The sequence below is a fragment of the Pseudomonas sp. GW821-FHT01A09 genome (genome assembly GCF_058986725.1).
Genome location: NZ_JBYSWB010000002.1, coordinates 323,635 through 340,671, shown reverse-complemented (window position 1 = coordinate 340,671; position 17,037 = coordinate 323,635). Strand labels below are relative to the sequence as shown.

The window sequence follows — 17,037 nt, the reverse complement described above, 5'->3', positions numbered from 1 at the left end:
GTTACAAAAAAAATCTGGCACGTATTCCGCGTCAATGTGACCCATGCGCATTGTGGATCGTCTTTGAATGAAATTCGCGAGGTGCCCATGGTCGATCCGTTTGAAGAGTCCCTGCGCGACATGCTCAATGCATCCTCGTCCAATCGCGACCACGATGCTTCTCTGGGCCGCGTGTTGAAGACTGCCAATCGTCAGGTTGGCGCGCAGGACCTGTTCGGCCTCATGGGGCGCTGGTTGCAGGCTTGCATGATTGCGGTCAACAACGGTTCCGGGCATGTCGCGCCGGTATCGCGGCGTAAAAACTCTGCGCGACCCGCAGATAAGGCTGAATGAATATGCAACTCGATCTCTGGACGCAGAGCCTGGTCACCGCCATGACGGCGTTGTGGACCAAAATCGCCAACTTCATCCCCAATCTGTTCGGGGCGCTGGTGGTGGTACTGCTCGGGTTCGTCGTCGCCAAGCTGCTCGACACCTTGCTGTCCAAACTGCTGGCCAAGCTGGGGCTGGACCGCATCATGGGCGGCACCGGCCTGACCAAGCTGATGAGCCGTGCCGGTATCAAGGTGCCGATCTCGACGCTGGTGGGCAAGATCGTCTACTGGTTCGTGCTGTTGATTTTCCTGGTCTCGGCGGCCGAGTCCCTGGGCCTGCAGCGAGTATCGGCCACTCTCGATGTGCTGGCGCTGTACCTGCCCAAGGTGTTCGCCGGGGCGCTGGTGCTGCTGGTCGGCGTGTTGCTGGCGCAGTTGGCCAACGGCCTGGTGCGCGGCGCCGCCGAAGGTGTCGGGCTGGACTATTCGGCGGGGCTGGGACGTGTCGCGCAGTGGCTGGTGATCATCATCAGCATCTCGGTGGCCATCAGTCAGCTGGAGATCAAGACCGACCTGCTCAACCATGTCATCGTGATCGGCCTGATTACCGTCGGTCTGGCGGTGGCGCTGGCCATGGGCCTTGGCAGTCGCGATATCGCCAGCCAGATTCTGGCCGGTATTTATGTTCGCGAGCTGTACCAGGTCGGTCAGCAGGTGCGAGTTGGAGAGGTCGAGGGACAGATTGAAGAGATCGGCACGGTGAAGACCACCTTGCTGACCGACGAAGGCGAGCTGGTGTCGTTGTCGAACAAGATCTTGCTGGAGCAGCGAGTGAGTAGCCGCTAACCCGGCATTCCTGCTAATGTATGCCGCCGCAAAATGGCCCGATCTCCGGGTTGTGGCGGACATTGAACACTGCCGGCCCGACTTGTTTTGAATAACGTACATTCGCTGCCCTTGCGCTACGATCCCCGCGAGCTGTCCGATGAGGAGCTGGTGGAGCGTTCGCACGTCGAACTGTTTCATGTGACGCGGGCGTATGAAGAGTTGATGCGACGCTACCAGCGAACCCTCTTCAACGTTTGTGCACGCTATTTAGGGAACGATCGTGACGCCGACGATGTCTGTCAGGAGGTGATGCTGAAGGTGCTTTACGGTTTGAAGAATTTCGAAGGTAAATCGAAATTCAAGACCTGGCTCTACAGCATCACCTACAACGAGTGCATCACGCAGTACAGAAAGGAGAGGCGCAAGCGCCGCTTGTTGGATGCCCTGAGTCTCGACCCGGTCGAGGAAGCATCCGAGGAGACGACGCCCAAGCCAGAAGAAAGGGGCGGTCTTGACCGTTGGCTTGTGCATGTGAATCCGATAGATCGGGAAATTCTGGTGCTTCGATTCGTCGCGGAGCTGGAATTTCAGGAGATAGCCGACATCATGCACATGGGTCTGAGCGCCACCAAAATGCGCTACAAGCGCGCGTTGGACAAGCTACGAGAGAAATTTGCGGGAATGGCTGAAACTTAGTCCATAGCAAATATCTCTAACCATTCGGCGAGTTCTGCTAGACTTGCCGACCAGTTGCCTCTGAATTTTTTGAGGTTGCTAACAATCACCAGATGGGGATTTAACGGATGAAACTGAAAAACACTTTGGGCCTGGCTATCGGTTCGCTGGTAGCTGCGACCTCTTTCGGCGTTCTGGCTCAAGGCCAAGGCGCAGTAGAAGGCGAAGCTTTCTACTCGAAGAACTACAACGACAGCGTCAAGCACGTTGAAGACGGCCGCACCGCCGGCGGTTCGATCGGTTACTTCCTGACCGACGACGTAGAACTGGTTCTGGGCTACGGCAAAACCAACTACACCCGTTCAAACGACGGTACCGGTTCGCAGAAGATCCACGGTGACACCGGTTCCCTGTCTGCCCTGTACCACTTCGGTGCTGTTGGCGACTCGATCCGTCCATACGTTTCCGGTGGCTTCGCTCACCAGAGCCTGAGCAACGTCGAAGCTGACGGCCACAGCGGTCGCGACCAGTCGACTTTCGCTACCATCGGCGCTGGCGCCAAGTGGTACTTCACCAACAACCTGTACGCTCGTGCCGGTGTTGATGCTTCGTACAAACTGGACAACGGCAAGTGGGACTACGCTCCTACCGTTGGCCTGGGTGTGAACTTCGGCGGCAGCGGCGGCAAGCACGAAGCGGCTCCTGCTCCTGCTCCAGTTGCTGACGTCTGCACCGACAGCGACAACGATGGTGTTTGCGACAACGTCGACAAGTGCCCTAACACTCCAGCCAACGTCACCGTTGACGCTACCGGTTGCCCGGCAGTGGCTGAAGTCGTTCGCGTTGAGCTGGACGTCAAGTTCGACTTCAACAAGGCTGTCGTCAAGCCTAACAGCTACGGTGATATCAAAAACCTGGCTGACTTCATGAAGCAGTACCCACAGACTTCCACCACTGTTGAAGGTCACACTGACTCCGTCGGTCCTGACGCTTACAACCAGAAACTGTCCGAGCGTCGTGCAAACGCCGTTAAACAAGTTCTGGTCAACCAGTACGGTGTCGAGTCGAGCCGCGTCAACTCGATCGGTTACGGTGAAACCCGTCCAGTCGCTGACAACGCCACTGAAGCTGGTCGCGCCGTTAACCGTCGCGTAGAAGCTAAAGTAGAAGCTCAAGCTAAGTAATTAGCCCACAGCTCCAGAAAAGCCCGGCTCATGCCGGGCTTTTCTTTGCCTGCGATTTAGTGCGCCGGCTGCTACAATCCCTTCCTCATTTCGTCTTGCCGAGTCCATTGCGCCCATGTACAACCTGGCCCGCCAGCTGCTGTTCAAACTGTCCCCGGAAACCTCCCATGACCTGTCTCTGGATCTGATCGGCGCCGGTGGCCGTCTCGGTCTCAATGGCCTGCTGACCAAGGCGCCAGCGGCGTTGCCAGTGACGGTGATGGGGCTGCAGTTCACCAACCCGGTGGGCCTGGCTGCGGGGCTGGACAAGAATGGCGCGGCCATCGACGGCTTCGCCCAGTTGGGCTTCGGCTTCGTCGAGATCGGTACCGTGACGCCGCGCCCTCAGCCTGGCAATCCCAAGCCGAGGATCTTTCGCCTGCCCGAGGCGACCGCGATCATCAATCGCATGGGCTTCAACAACCTTGGTGTCGACCACCTGGTCGCGCGGGTACAGGCCAGCAAATACCGCGGCACCCTGGGGATCAACATCGGCAAGAACTTCGATACCCCGGTCGAGCGCGCCGTCGACGATTACCTGATCTGCCTGAACAAGGTCTATGCCCACGCCAGCTATGTGACCGTCAACGTAAGCTCGCCCAATACGCCGGGGCTGCGCAGCCTGCAGTTCGGTGAGTCGCTCAAGCAGTTGCTCGATGCACTGGCCGTGCGGCGCCAGCAACTGGCCCTTGAGCATGGCCGTCAGGTACCGCTGGCAATCAAGATCGCCCCGGACATGAGCGACGAAGAAACGGCCCTGGTGGCCGGTGCGTTGATCGAGTCGGGAATGGATGCGGTGATCGCCACCAACACCACCCTCAGCCGCGTGGGCGTGGAAGGCTTGCCCTTCGGTGACGAGGCAGGTGGTTTGTCCGGTGCGCCGGTGCTGGAACAGAGCACCCATATCGTCAAGGTGCTGTCCCAGGAGCTCGGCGGCAAGTTGCCGATCATCGCTGCGGGTGGCATTACCGAAGGGCGTCACGCGGCCGAGAAGATCGCCGCCGGTGCGAGCCTGGTGCAGATTTATTCGGGCTTCATCTACAAGGGGCCAGCGCTGATCCGTGAGTGCGTCGATGCCATTGCGGCACGCACGCTCTGATCGGCAAAAAAGAGGGCCCCATCAAGGGGCCCTTTGGGCGCTAGCCCGCCGCCCGGGTCGGGCGTGCATGGTTAAACGAAAAAAGTCGGATCGCAGTGTCGCTCAGCCGACAGCGTGAAGTTCGTTGAGCCTGTGGATCCCCGCAGTGCCGGTCATACCGTCCCAGTTGTCGCCGCGTCCTTCGCGCCAGCCATTGATCCAGGCTTGACGAACCGACGGTAGAGTAAAAGGGCAAAGCTCGCGGGATTTGCCATGGATACCGTATTGGTAGCCGCGTAAGAATGCTCTTTCCAACGGATCACGCTTGAGTCTTCTCATAGGGTGTAGCCCTCACTTGTTGACTGTTATGTCCCGTCGACCTCAATAGGTCGGGCAGATTCTTTCTGCCGGTGATGCGCTCGCTGCCGGCGTCGCGAGCCTGGATATCGTCCCGTTGCGGTGGCGACTGTTGAGTTGTAAAGAAATGAGCAGGCGCTGGGAACGATCTTTTTGTCATAACGCGGTAACGATTTTGTCGTCATGACCATAAGTAAATATTTGCGTCATCGCCCATGGCGTGCAAACCCCGTATGATCAGGCTCTTGCATGGCCCTGCGATCATCGTGCCATTGCGAATGATGGCTATTTGCAGCGAACTATTGGGCGACGAAGGGTCATTTGCATACCGTTCGTCGTAGCTGAATCGAATACCCTGCCCACAGATCCAGGCTGGCCGTCGTCTGACGGTACTGGCGAATTTGCGGGTGGTGCGGCACCGTGAGGGTGCCACATGGGCGCCTTGCTGGAAGGGCGCTTACTCAACCTGGAGACGGCAATGCGCTTGCCGCCTCAATGACTGCCAAGGCTTGGATTGACACATGTCGGATCGTTTTGAACTCTTTCTCACCTGCCCCAAGGGCCTCGAAGGCCTGCTCGTCGAGGAAGCCACTGGCCTTGGCCTGGAAGAGGCCCGCGAGCACACCTCGGCGGTGCGTGGCATGGCCGACATGGAAACCGCCTATCGGCTGTGCCTGTGGTCGCGTCTGGGCAACCGTGTGTTGCTGGTGCTCAAGCGCTTTCAGATGAAAGACGCCGAAGACCTGTATCACGGCGTGCACGACGTCGAGTGGGCCGACCATCTGTTGCCGGACGGTACCTTGGCGGTCGAGTTCAGCGGTCATGGTTCCGGTATCGACAACACCCACTTCGGCGCCCTGAAGGTCAAGGACGCCATCGTCGACAAACTGCGTACCGCCAGCGGCGAGCGCCCGAGTGTCGACAAGCTCAATCCGGACTTGCGCATTCACCTGCGCCTGGACCGCGGCGAAGCCATCCTCTCCCTCGATCTGTCCGGGCACAGCCTGCACCAGCGCGGCTATCGCTTGCAGCAGGGCGCGGCGCCGCTGAAGGAAAACCTCGCGGCGGCAATCCTTATCCGTGCTGGCTGGCCACGCATCGCGGCGGCGGGCGGCGCGCTGGCCGACCCGATGTGCGGCGTGGGGACCTTTCTGGTCGAGGCCGGCATGATTGCCGCCGACATGGCCCCCAACCTCAAGCGCACCCGCTGGGGCTTCAGCGCCTGGCTTGGTCACGTGCCGGCCTTGTGGCGCAAGCTGCACGACGAAGCGCTGGCCCGCGCGGCCGCCGGCCTGGCCAAGCCTGCCAGCTGGATTCGCGGTTACGAAGCCGACCCGCGGCTGATTCAGCCGGGTCGCAACAACGTCGAACGCGCCGGCCTGAGCGAGTGGATCAAGATCTACCAGGGCGAAGTGGCAACCTTCGAGCCGCGCCCCGATCAGAACCAGAAAGGCCTGATCATCTGCAACCCTCCCTACGGCGAGCGGTTGGGTGATGAAGCCAGCCTGCTGTACCTCTACCAGAACCTCGGCGAGCGCCTGCGCCAGGCGTGCCTGAACTGGGAGGCTGCGGTGTTTACCGGCGCCCCGGACCTGGGCAAGCGCATGGGCATTCGCAGCCACAAGCAGTATGCGTTCTGGAACGGCGCCTTGCCGTGCAAGCTGTTGCTGATCAAGGTCACTCCCGATCAGTTCGTTACCGGTGAGCGTCGCACCCCGGAGCAGCGTCAGCTGGAGCGCGAACAAAGCGAGCAGGTGGAGCAATCCGCACCGGCCGCCGACCCCTATGCGCGGGTCAACAAGAATGGCAACCCGATCAAGCCGGCGCCGGCGCCCGTGGTCGAGCAGGCACGCCTGAGCGAAGGCGGGCAGATGTTCGCCAACCGCTTGCTCAAGAACCTCAAGGCGCTGGGCAAATGGGCCAAGCGCGAAGGCGTCGATTGCTACCGCGTCTACGATGCCGACATGCCTGAATATTCCCTGGCCATCGACCTGTATCACGACTGGGTGCACGTGCAGGAATATGCCGCGCCCAAGTCCATCGATCCGGAGAAGGCTCAGGCGCGTCTGTTCGACGCCCTGGCGGCGATTCCCCAGGCTCTGGGCATCGACAAGAGCCGGGTGATCGTCAAGCGCCGCGAGCGCCAGAGTGGCACGCGCCAGTACGAGCGCCAGAGCGCCCAGGGGCAATTCACTGAGGTCAGCGAAGGCGGCGTCAAGCTGCTGGTCAACCTTACGGATTACCTGGACACCGGGCTGTTCCTCGACCACCGCCCGATGCGTCTGCGGATTCAGCGCGAGGCAGCCGGCAAGCGCTTCCTCAATCTGTTCTGCTACACCGCTACCGCCAGCGTTCATGCTGCCAAGGGCGGCGCCCGCAGCACCACCAGCGTCGACCTGTCGCGCACCTATCTGGATTGGGCGCGGCGCAACCTCTCGCTCAACGGCTTCTCCGACAAGAACCGCCTGGAGCAGGGCGATGTCATGGCCTGGCTGCAAGCGTGCCGTGACGAGTTCGAGCTGATCTTCATCGATCCGCCGACCTTCTCCAACTCCAAGCGCATGGAAGGGGTGTTCGACGTGCAGCGCGACCACGTGCAGTTGCTCGATCTGGCCGTGGCGCGGCTGGCGCCGGGGGGCGTGCTGTACTTCTCCAACAACTTCCGCAAGTTCCAGCTCGACGAGCATCTCGCCACGCGCTATGCCGTCGAGGAAATCAGCGCCCAGACGCTGGACCCGGACTTCGCCCGCAACACCAAGATCCACCGCGCCTGGAAAATCCAGGCCAAGTAAGGCTGGCAGATTGCTCGACAAGGCTGCTACGCGTCGTTGGCGTGCAGCCCGTCGCAAAGTTGGCAAATCCGCCGCGAGTCGGCCGGGCGCGGTTGAAATATCACGATTGGCCACTAGTCAAAGTAGTGGCATATCGCTATAAGTCGGTGCGAGCCATGCGAACTTTCTGCCTCGCTGGCGTACCGAGTCCTGCCTATGTCACAGCCTGGTGCGCATCCAAGAATTCTCGGCTTCATGAGCGTGGATGCGGCTGCGTGGCTGGTGGCTGTGGTGGTGTGTACCGGTGGCCTGGTGAGCACCGGGCTCATTGCCTGGTCGAGCCACGACAGCTTCCAGCGTCAGCTGCGCCAACGCTTCGAGTTGCTTGCCGGCGAGCGTTTTACCCGTATCGAAGAGCGTTTCGTCGATCAGGTGTCGCGACTGGACGGCTTGCGCCGCTTTATGGTCCATTCCCAGGCAGTCAGCCGAGACCGGTTCAATGGATACGTCAAACCCCTGCTGGGGCGAACCTTGGCGTATACCTGGGCGCCGCGCATCGCCCGCAGCGAGCGCGATGCCTTCGAGCGCGATGCGCGGTCTGAAGGTCTGGCCGGGTTCAGCATTCGCGATCTGGCAGGCAACGGCGAGCTGGTACCCGCCGCCGAGCGTGACGAGTATCTTCCGGTGTTCTTCACCCAGAGCAAGGTGCAGGCGGATGTGCCATTGGGCTATGACCTGCTCGGCAATCAGCCGCGGCGTCAGACTTTCGAGCGCGCCGAGGCCAGCGGTGGTTTCGCCCTGTCGCCGCCTATCACGCTGCTAGGGCTCAAGGAACTGGACAGCCGTGGCATGTTGATGGTCGCACCGGTGATCGGCCCCAGCCGCGCCGAGCCGACGATTGCGCGCCCGGTGCAAGGTTTCGTCAGCGCCATCATCAGCGTGCCGTTGCTGATGACGGATGGCCTGCCGACACTGGCGGACGATAACCTCCAGGTCCGTATTCGTGATCTGTCCGCGCCGCCCGCCGAGGGCCTGTTGTTTCAATCTGCCGTCGCCGCGATCGAACTGGATCTGGCGGCTATCCATTTCATGACGCTGGGGGATCGCTCCTACGAAATTATGCTGCGGCCCAGCGACGTCTTCGCTCACGCCAATCGCTCCAACGCGCAGCTGACCGTGCTGCTGCTGGGCAGTCTGCTCAGTTTTCTGCTCAGCGCCTTGCTCTATAGCCTGATCAGTCAGCGTCAGCGCGCACTGGCGCTGGTCCATGAGCGCACCACACAGCTGCAGGAGCGTGATCGACTGCTGCAAAAACTCAGCGCCGAGGTGCCCGGTGGTATCTATCAGTTCCTGCAGCGGCTGGACGGATCTTCACGCTTCTCGTATGCCAGCAAAGGCCTGTGCAACCTGTACGAGATGACCCACGAGCAACTTCTGAGCGACGCCCAGGAGGCGTTCGAGCGGATCCACCGCGACGATATCGCCAGGGTACGGATTTCCATCGCTCGCTCCTGCGAAGACTTGAGCCGGTGGCGCGAGGAGTACCGGGTGGTGTTGCCGAAGGCCGGGATACGCTGGATTCGAGGTGAATCGATGCCTGAACGACTGGATGATGGCGGCACCCTCTGGCACGGCTATTTCACTGATATTTCCGACCTCAAGCGGGTGGAAGAAGAGTTGCGTGCGCTGTCGATTACCGATGTGCTGACGGGTATCTACAATCGCCGGTATTTCCAGGAGCGGCTAAAATCCGAACTGAGCCGTGCCGAGCGCGATGGCGCGAACCTGTCGGTGATCATGCTGGATATCGACCACTTCAAGCACATCAACGATGAGTATGGGCATGCCGAGGGAGACCGCGTCCTGCAGGCTCTGTGTCAGCGTATCGCCCCGCGCCTGCGCCGTGGCGACGTGTTCTGCCGATTGGGTGGCGAGGAGTTCATGGTGCTGTGCCCAGGCAGCAGCAGCGAACAGGCCTATGGGTTGGCGCTGGAGCTGTGGCAAGGACTGCGCTCGGCGCCTGTCGGTGGTGTCGGAGTGGTCACGGCGAGCTTCGGTATTGCCGGCTGGCGCCGTGGGGAGGGCGCCGACACCCTGCTGCTGCGTGCCGACTCTGGCGTCTACACGGCCAAGCAGGCTGGACGCGATGGCGTCCAGCCGGAGCTGCCTTGACGGCGATCAGTTCTGCAGCGAGATCGACGATGTGCTGCTGGCGGGCTGTCGATACAGGTCCAGCAACACCTGATCGAGTACCGATGAGGTGCCCCACGGCTTGGGATCGTTGAGGATGGCCACGACCGCCCAGGTGACGCCGTTGTCGTCGCGGCTGAAGCCGGCGATCGCGCGCACAGTGTTCAGGGTGCCTGTCTTGATATGGCCCTCGCCGGCCATGGCGGTGGTCTTGAGGCGCTTGCGCATGGTGCCGTCCATGCCCACCAGTGGCATCGAACTCATGAGCTCGGCCTGGTACGGGCTCTGCCAGGCCGACTGCAGCATCATCGCCATTTCCCGGGCGCTGACCCGTTCGTCACGGGACAGCCCGGAGCCGTTTTCCATCACCAGGTGCGACGCGGTAATGCCTTTTTTCGCCAGCCATTGGCGGATCATGCGCTGGGCTGCCTTGGCGTCGTCACCGTCGGCATCGCTGCGATATTGCGCGCCGATGCTGAGGAACAGCTGCTGAGCCATGGTGTTGTTGCTGTATTTGTTGATGTCACGAATGATTTCGGCCAGATCCGGCGAGAAGGCCCGGGCTAGCAGTTTGGCGGTCTTCGGCACTTCGCCCTGGCGGTCGTGGCCCTGGATGCTGCCACCGAGCTCGTTCCAGATGGCGCGCACGGCGCCGGCGGCGTATTCGGGGTGATCGAGCAGCGACAGGTAGGTCTGCGAACTGCAGCCTTCGGCCAATTGGCCGCTCACCACCACCGAGATGCCATCGGCCTGCGGAACCGGGTTGTAGCGCACGTCGCCGCCGCACTTGGTGCCGGGGATGGCCTTGACCTGATTGTCGATATGAATGGTGGCGATCGGTGGCTCCACCGAGACGGTCACCTTGCCCGAGTCGTTGCGGGCGATGAAACGCATGGCCTTGAGGTTGATCATCAGCGCATCGGGCTTGACCAGGAACGGCTTGTTGTCGTCGCCGCCATCGTCGTTGAACTCCGGTAGCTGCGGCTGGTTGAAGTAGCTGCGGTCGAGCACCAGATCGCCGGTGATCTGCCGTACGCCGTTGTTGCGCAGGTCGCGCATCAGCAGCCAGAGTTTTTCCAGATTGAGTTTTGGATCGCCACCGCCTTTGAGGTAGAGGTTGCCGTTGAGGATGCCGCTGTCGAGCTTGCCGTCGGTGTAGAACTCGGTCTTCCACTGGTAATTGGGACCCAACAGTTCCAGCGCGGCGTAGGTGGTCACCAGCTTCATGGTCGAGGCCGGATTGACCGACACGTCGGCGTTGTAGACCGTCGGTGTACCGGGGCCGCTCAAGGGCACCATGACCAGCGAAAGGGCATTGTCATCCAGCTTGGCGGCGCGCAAGGCCTGTTGAACCTTGGGCGGCAGGGTGGTGTTGAGCGGGGCGGCGACAAGTGAGAAGGGCAACGGCAGGAGGAGGCCGGCGAGCAAGAGGGGACGTAAAGATTTGATCATCTGCAATGAGACCCAGCGTGAAAAAGGGTGAAAAGTCGAGGGCGAAAAAAGATGAAGGCCCTCATTCAAAAAAATACGCGCAGGCATTATGCCCTGCGTGCTCGCCTGTAGCGAGGGCGGGGGGAGCGAAGGTTCGGCAATCTTGCGCATAAACTGCTAAAGTGCCGCGCGTTATTACTCAAGAGGATTGTATTCATGGCCACTAATCGTTCCCAACGTCTGCGCAAGAAACTGTGCGTCGATGAATTCCAGGAGCTGGGTTTCGAGCTGAATCTCGAGTTCAAGGAAGGGCTGGCTGAAGAGGCAATCGATGCATTCCTCGAAGCGTTCCTGAAAGACGCCATGGAGGCCAACGGCCTTGGCTATGTCGGCGGCGATGACTTCGGTCTGGTTTGCCTCGAGAAGCGCGGCTCGGTCAGTGAAGAGCAGCGTGCCACCGTTGAAGCCTGGCTCAAGGCGCGTAGCGAGTTGACCAGCGTTGACGTCAGCCCGTTGCTGGACGTCTGGTATCCGGAAAAGCCGATCAATCCGGTTGCCTGATGCCCTGACCGGCGGACTGCCCATACGGGTGGTCCGTCGGCCGTTCGCTTGTCGTTGTAGATCTATCCTCGCGCGGTTCGCGTTCGCCACCGCCTGCTTTTGCCCCAGATGACTTTTGCCCTGATGACCATGGGCGTTGTTCAGCTCGAACTACCCCGCCGATAAAGGCAATGGCTGCGTTTCGTGACCGACGATGCCAGCGGCTGCGGTGTTGATCACTGCGCGGATGAAAGCGATCCGGTCCGGCCCTAGCGTATCCGTTTCCGCGAGCATGCCGGTGTCACGGTGCAGCAGCACCAGCAAACCCACTAGCAGTTGGTCATGGTTGCGCAACGGGATTGCCACCAGGTGCACCCGCGGGCTTTGCAGGCGGCTCATGATGGCTTGCAGGTCCTGGGCGTTCTCGAAACCCAGCGAGGTCACCAGGGCGGTGTTGCCGGCGCAGACCTGACGCAGCCAGTCCGGTGCGTCGAGGTCGGTGTCCAGGCGCGAGCGTAGATTCAGCGCCGAGGGCGCCAGTCGCTGTTGCTGGATGATCACGCCACTGACCGACAGCCGCGAGCCGTTGTCGTCTATCCGGTAGATCAGACCGGCATGGGCCTGACTGACGGTCAGCGTTTCTTCCAGCAGACGCTGCAACAGCGGTGCGAACCGCGGCTCGGCGCACAAGCGGCTGGCGACGCTGAAGAACTCGCCCAGGGTACTTTTCATGCGCTGCATCGCGGCGCTCAATTCATCCACTTCGAGTACTGCCGAAGGCTGGGCCAGGCTGCGTTCGAAGTCGAAACGCCTTACGCTTTCGGCTTCTTTCACCAGCGCCCGCATCGGCCGCACCATCAAGCGCGCCGCCAACCAGCCGAATGGCAGGCACAGCAGCAGCGCGGTAAGCGTCAGTAGGGCGCCGTCGCGTCGCAATCGATAGGCGTCGGCCAGCAGTTCGTCCTCGGGCATCAGTAACGCCAACTGCAAGCCACCCGGCCCGCCCTCCGGCAGCAGGCTGTGGCCGACGACCCAGGTGCGCCGCGCGACCGTGAGGCGCTGATCGGCAGGTACGCCCTGAGCCAGGAGCTGCGCCAGCACCGGAGACAGGTCGGCGACCCTGGCCAGATGCGGGGTGCCGCCTTCGACCACCAATTGCCTGCTGTCCGGGTAGGCTACCGCGTTGCCCTGCGGGTCATAGAGTACCGCCAGGGTGCTTGGGGTGATCTTGTGCTTGCCCAGCGTTGCGCTCAGTTGCGCCAGGGTCAGGTCCGCAGCGATTACCGTGCCGGTGCCGCTTCGCCGCGCCAGCGTAGTGCCCGCCTGATGGCCGGAATAGAACACGTAGGGGGCCGTGGTGATAGCGCCGTCTTGGCTGTTGGCATCCATGAACCAGGGACGTTTGCGCGGATCATACTGCTCGTTGCCGTTTTGCTGGCGGGCGATCAGCTGCAGTTGGCCGTCATAGAAGAGCGATTGCGACTTCGCGACGCCTTGCGCGTCACGCTCGATGCTCCAGACTTGCAGTTGCGCGCCGGTCGGCGCCTTGAGCAGGGTTTTCAAGGCGTTGGTGCGCAAGGGCCGGACCATGAAGAAACTGCCGTCGGTGTCGCCGATGAACAGCGAGGTCAGATTCGGATTGTCGGTCAACGCTTGATTGAAGGGCGCCAGCAGTTTCAGGCGTTGCTCCAGCGATGCGCTGGGGCCCGGGTCGGCCAAGGCGAGCAGGTTAAGTACGTTGCGGATGGGTTGATAAGTGTTTTGCAGGTCGAGGCGCACATCCTGGTCAACCCGCGTGAAGAGTTGCTGGCTGCTGCCGAGAATGATCTGCGACGCCTGGCGATAGTTGAAAAGGCCAAGCAAGGTGCCAATCAACAACAGCATCAAGGTCAGCATGACACTGATGTGGACGTGCAGGGGAAAGCGGCGTTGCGTGGGCCAGTGCATCGAGAATCTCTCCTGAGGGATGCGCAGGCTGGCGCCAATGTGTGCCGGTTTCAGGGGGCGCAAGGCAGGCGGGCAGTCCTGGATGGCGATAATGTCAATTTGATGCTGCCCTGACAAGTCTCGCGCGCCAAATGCCGCAGGCACTGGAAAATCAAGCGCGGGGTGCCTTCATGCCAGTTCATGACGTTTGGCCAGTTCGATGAGGTCGATGGCCGAGTCGATCTGCAGTTTCTGCATCAGACGCTTCTTGTAGGTGCTCACGGTCTTGTTGCTCAAGAACATACTTTCGGCGATTTCATGATTGGTCCGGCCTTGGGCGAACAGTTGCAGCACCATCAACTCTCGGTCATTCACCAACTTGAACAATCCCATTTCTTTTGAATAATCAGCACCATCGTCCGTCACATTCATGGCGTCCCGGGGAAAGTAGTTATAGCCGGACAATATCGCCTTGATTGCACTGAGCAGTTCGGTAGGGTCTTCCTTCTTGCTGACAAAACCGGCCGCTCCCTGACTGATGCAGCGGCGGGTAAAGTGCGCGGGTGGTTGCACCGTCAACATCAGCGTGCGCACGTGCTGGTTCATGGTGCGCAGCCGGGCGAGCAGCTCCAGCCCGTCGAGGCGCGGCATCTGGATATCGAGGAGCAGCAGGTCGGGCGAGGTTTCGCGCAGCATCTGGATGGCGTCGGCACCGTTGTCGGTTTCGCCCACTATTTGATAACCGGCGTCCTCCAGTACTTTACGCATACCGAAGCGAATGACCGGGTGATCGTCAACGATGAATATCGAGTGCATGATGCGCTCCAGGCTGGGCACGGGAAGTGCTCGCACATTAGCGCAGTTGCGAGGAGTGGCGCATAAGGATAAGGGCCAGCAGTGCTTATATAAGAAGATTCTTACGGGAATAGTATCTGGTAGATAGCGATTCAATAAGCGTTGCTGGTGTCAATACAAGTGATTGATTCCAGCTGTTTCCATAGTCCCTGCTGGGGTTGCCTGGCAGGTGTTCATGGCGGTCGGTGGCGGTGCCCCTTGCAGCGGATGCCGCAAGGGGCGAGTGTCAGACAGGGCTCGAGCGGCCGGTCATTTCTCGGGCCATTTCGCTGGCGTAGCTGTCGGTCATGCCGGCGATGAAGTCGATGACGCGCAGGAAGGAGGTGTGCAACGGCAGACCGGGGCTCGGCGCGTTGTTACCCAGCAAATCGAGAATGCGCCGGCTCTTGAATGAGGGAGCTCCGCCATCATGTTGCTCCAGGGCTGCGCCGCAGAATGCGTTGAGGAGAATCTCCAGCGTGGTGTAGGCGCCGATTTCATGCAGCGTCTTGCGTTTGTCCTGGAAGATCTTCTTGCGGGCCATGTCCTTGGCGCTCAGCACGCACCGTTTGGCCGGCCCGTGCATGTGTTCGACCAGATCGCCTGACAGGGTGCCAGCCAGCAACGCGTCCTGCTGCTCGACGAACGCCCGGGCGGCAGCGTTGGTCAGGTGTTCGATGGCCTTGCCGCGCAGGATCGCCAGCTTGCGGCGCCGGGAGTCGCCGGGGCCCAGTTGGCGGTAGGTCTCGGGAATATCATCGCCCACCAGCCCCAGCAGCAGCGCTTCGACTTCGGCGTATTCGAGCAACTCCATCTCCAGGCCGTCTTCGAGGTCGATCAGCGCGTAGCAGATATCGTCGGCGGCCTCCATCAGGTACACCAGCGGATGGCGTGCCCAGCGTTGGTCTTCGATCTGCGGCAGGCCGAGCTTGTGGGCGATCTGTTCGAGCAGCGGCAGCTCGCTCTGATAGCAGCCGAACTTGTGCTTCTTGTAGCCCAGCGAATCGGCGTGGCGTGCGGTCCAGGGATATTTGAGAAAGGTCCCCAAGGTGGCATAGGTGAGGCGGGTGCCGCCATCGAACTGGTGATACTCGAGTTGGGTAAGCACCCTGAAGCCCTGCGCGTTGCCCTCGAAATTGAGGAAGTCCTCACGCTCGGCGAGGGTCATCGCATCCAGCCAGCCACGGCCGGCGGCCTGATGGAACCAGCTGCGAATGGCGTCTTCGCCGGAGTGGCCGAAGGGCGGGTTGCCGATGTCGTGGGCCAGGCAGGCGGATTGCACGACCATGCCCAGATCGCTGGGGTCGCACCATTGGGGCAGGCGCTCGCGCAGAGTTTCGCCCACGCGCATGCCTAGTGAGCGGCCGACGCAGCTGACCTCCAATGAGTGAGTCAGGCGCGTATGAATGTGATCGTTGCTGGTAACGGGGTGCACCTGGGTCTTGCGCCCCAGGCGGCGGAAGGCGCCGGAGAAGATGATCCGGTCGTGGTCCTTGTGAAAGGGGCTGCGGCCCAGCTCTTCGGCGCTGTGCAGCACCTTGCCGAGGCGTTCACGGTTGAGCAGTTCGGGCCAATCCAAGGCGAGGTACTCCAATACGGGATCAAGCGCCTAGCTTCAGGCCTGGCGCGCCGTCGCGCAAGGGTGGCAGGCATATCTGCATGTATCGTCGGTCGCGGGCAGGGCAGAGAACTACAGCACCGCGGCGTCCACGTCGATCAGCAGCAGGCGACTGCCGTTGTCGAAGAACTGCCCGGCAGTCAGGCAATACTGGTTGCTGGTGGCATCGCGATAGGTGCTGGAGAGGATCAGCCGTCGCTCGTCCCAGCCCTCGGCAAGCAGGTGGTAGAAGTAGGGGCGCCACGACCAGTTGTGGCCCAGGTAGCTGGGGTCGGTCTGCCAGGCGTTGTCTCGCCATTCGTGGTTGGGAGTCAGTTGCGTGCCTTGGCGATCGCATTGATAGAAGCGTAGCAGCCAGGGGCTGTCGACGAAGTGGGGCAATTCGCTGACCGGGGCATTGGCGCTGGCCCAGGTCTGCAGATGGCCCATGAGCTTGACCAGTTGCTTGCGCAAAGCCATCAGCCGGGCGCGCTCTTCGACCTTGCGCAATACATAATGCTCGCGCAGTTCGGCGAAACGGCTGACGAAGGCATCAGGTTCGAAAAACTGTGGTTCGGCGCGGGCGAACAGATAGCCCTGTACATAGCGTGAGCCACATTCGAGCGCGAAATCCAGTTCGGCTTCGGTCTCGACGCCTTCGGCGATGATCCAGCAGCCGGTCTTTTCCGCCATCAGTGCCAGCGCCTTGACCACCTCGCTGCTCGGCCCGCCTCGGGCAGCGGCCTGGAACAGGCGCATGTCGAGCTTGAGGATGTCCGGTTGCAAGGCCAGCACGCGGTCGAGCTGCGAATAGCCGGCGCCGAAGTCGTCGATGGCGATGCGCGCGCCGACCTCGCGGTAGCGGCGTACCACCTCGCTGAGGCGTTCGGTGTCGCCGCTGAATTCGGTGATTTCGAAAACGATCCGCCGCGGGTCGATGCCGTGTCGTTCCAGCTGTCGCAGGCTGGGCAGGGCTTGTCCGGGCTTGAGACGGCTGATCCAGCGCGGTGACATGTTCAGGCTGAGGAACCAGTCTTCGGGGCTTTCCTTCAGTCGACTCAGGGCATTGTCGCGGATCATGCGGTCCAGCTTGCGCAGCGCCGCGGCCGGTGTACGCGGGTCGGCGAACAGCGGGCCGACCGAAGACAGTTGGCCGTCGGCCTGGCGCAGGCGCCCCAAAGCCTCAATCCCGGCGATGCGACCCGTGGCTGTGTCGATAAACGGCTGGAAACATGCGAGCGGTTGCCCGTCGATCACGGCGACTCCTTAAACA

14 protein-coding genes are annotated in these 17,037 nt (G+C 61.3%); 8 read left to right on the top strand and 6 right to left on the bottom strand.

The genetic code is table 11. The features are described 5' to 3' along the window. The first annotated feature begins 87 nt into the window (after positions 1-87). The 5 genes from AC3WJP_RS03810 (at position 88) to AC3WJP_RS03790 (ending at position 4,139) form a co-directional block, all read left to right on the top strand. Positions 88-333 carry a CrfX protein gene (locus AC3WJP_RS03810; protein WP_493720008.1) on the top strand — a complete coding sequence of 82 codons (246 nt, stop codon included), beginning with the start codon at positions 88-90 and terminating at the stop codon, positions 331-333. Positions 334-335: 2 nt separating this feature from the next. Then, positions 336-1,160: a mechanosensitive ion channel family protein gene (locus tag AC3WJP_RS03805; protein WP_493719890.1), complete on the top strand. Its 825-nt coding sequence runs from the start codon at positions 336-338 to the stop codon at positions 1,158-1,160. Positions 1,161-1,271: 111 nt separating this feature from the next. Beyond that, positions 1,272-1,838 carry an RNA polymerase sigma factor SigX gene (gene sigX / locus AC3WJP_RS03800; RefSeq protein ID WP_493720007.1) on the top strand — a complete coding sequence of 189 codons (567 nt, stop codon included), beginning with the start codon at positions 1,272-1,274 and terminating at the stop codon, positions 1,836-1,838. 107 nt (positions 1,839-1,945) lie between these two features. Continuing rightward, positions 1,946-3,001 carry an OmpA family protein gene (locus tag AC3WJP_RS03795; RefSeq protein WP_493719889.1) on the top strand — a complete coding sequence of 352 codons (1,056 nt, stop codon included), beginning with the start codon at positions 1,946-1,948 and terminating at the stop codon, positions 2,999-3,001. Between the two features lie 115 nt (positions 3,002-3,116). Beyond that, the gene (locus tag AC3WJP_RS03790; protein WP_493719888.1) at positions 3,117-4,139 is read left to right on the top strand and encodes a quinone-dependent dihydroorotate dehydrogenase; all 1,023 of its coding nucleotides are present in this window, start codon (positions 3,117-3,119) and stop codon (positions 4,137-4,139) included. Between the two features lie 102 nt (positions 4,140-4,241). Here the strand turns inward: AC3WJP_RS03790 and rmf are convergent, their stop codons facing one another. Further along, a complete protein-coding gene (gene rmf, locus AC3WJP_RS03785; protein ID WP_008368461.1) occupies positions 4,242-4,457 on the bottom strand; it encodes a ribosome modulation factor in 216 nt (71 codons plus the stop codon). A gap of 539 nt (positions 4,458-4,996) precedes the next feature. Here rmf and rlmKL point away from each other — a divergent pair. Together rlmKL and AC3WJP_RS03775 are read left to right on the top strand one after the other, a co-directional pair. Continuing rightward, on the top strand, positions 4,997-7,267 hold the full coding sequence (gene rlmKL / locus AC3WJP_RS03780) for a bifunctional 23S rRNA (guanine(2069)-N(7))-methyltransferase RlmK/23S rRNA (guanine(2445)-N(2))-methyltransferase RlmL (RefSeq protein WP_493719887.1): 2,271 nt from the start codon (positions 4,997-4,999) through the stop codon (positions 7,265-7,267). A gap of 234 nt (positions 7,268-7,501) precedes the next feature. Continuing rightward, complete coding sequence (locus tag AC3WJP_RS03775) at positions 7,502-9,418, top strand: sensor domain-containing diguanylate cyclase (protein WP_493719886.1); 1,917 nt, start codon at positions 7,502-7,504, stop codon at positions 9,416-9,418. A 6-nt stretch (positions 9,419-9,424) separates the two neighbouring features. Here AC3WJP_RS03775 and dacB read toward each other — a convergent pair whose 3' ends face one another. After that, positions 9,425-10,888, bottom strand: a complete 1,464-nt coding sequence (dacB, locus tag AC3WJP_RS03770; protein ID WP_493719885.1) for a D-alanyl-D-alanine carboxypeptidase/D-alanyl-D-alanine endopeptidase — start codon at positions 10,886-10,888, stop codon at positions 9,425-9,427. Between the two features lie 195 nt (positions 10,889-11,083). Between dacB and AC3WJP_RS03765 the strand changes: the two genes are divergently transcribed. After that, complete coding sequence (locus AC3WJP_RS03765; protein ID WP_493719884.1) at positions 11,084-11,428, top strand: YggL family protein; 345 nt, start codon at positions 11,084-11,086, stop codon at positions 11,426-11,428. 150 nt (positions 11,429-11,578) lie between these two features. On the opposite strand, the gene AC3WJP_RS03760 is transcribed toward AC3WJP_RS03765, so the two are convergent. From AC3WJP_RS03760 to AC3WJP_RS03745, 4 genes are all read right to left on the bottom strand, one after another. Further along, positions 11,579-13,354 carry a hypothetical protein gene (locus AC3WJP_RS03760; RefSeq protein WP_493719883.1) on the bottom strand — a complete coding sequence of 592 codons (1,776 nt, stop codon included), beginning with the start codon at positions 13,352-13,354 and terminating at the stop codon, positions 11,579-11,581. A gap of 168 nt (positions 13,355-13,522) precedes the next feature. Then, positions 13,523-14,149: a response regulator gene (locus AC3WJP_RS03755; RefSeq protein ID WP_493720006.1), complete on the bottom strand. Its 627-nt coding sequence runs from the start codon at positions 14,147-14,149 to the stop codon at positions 13,523-13,525. A 265-nt stretch (positions 14,150-14,414) separates the two neighbouring features. After that, positions 14,415-15,746, bottom strand: a complete 1,332-nt coding sequence (locus AC3WJP_RS03750) for a deoxyguanosinetriphosphate triphosphohydrolase (protein WP_493719882.1) — start codon at positions 15,744-15,746, stop codon at positions 14,415-14,417. A gap of 111 nt (positions 15,747-15,857) precedes the next feature. After that, complete coding sequence (locus AC3WJP_RS03745; RefSeq protein WP_493719881.1) at positions 15,858-17,021, bottom strand: EAL domain-containing protein; 1,164 nt, start codon at positions 17,019-17,021, stop codon at positions 15,858-15,860. Positions 17,022-17,037 lie beyond the last annotated feature (16 nt).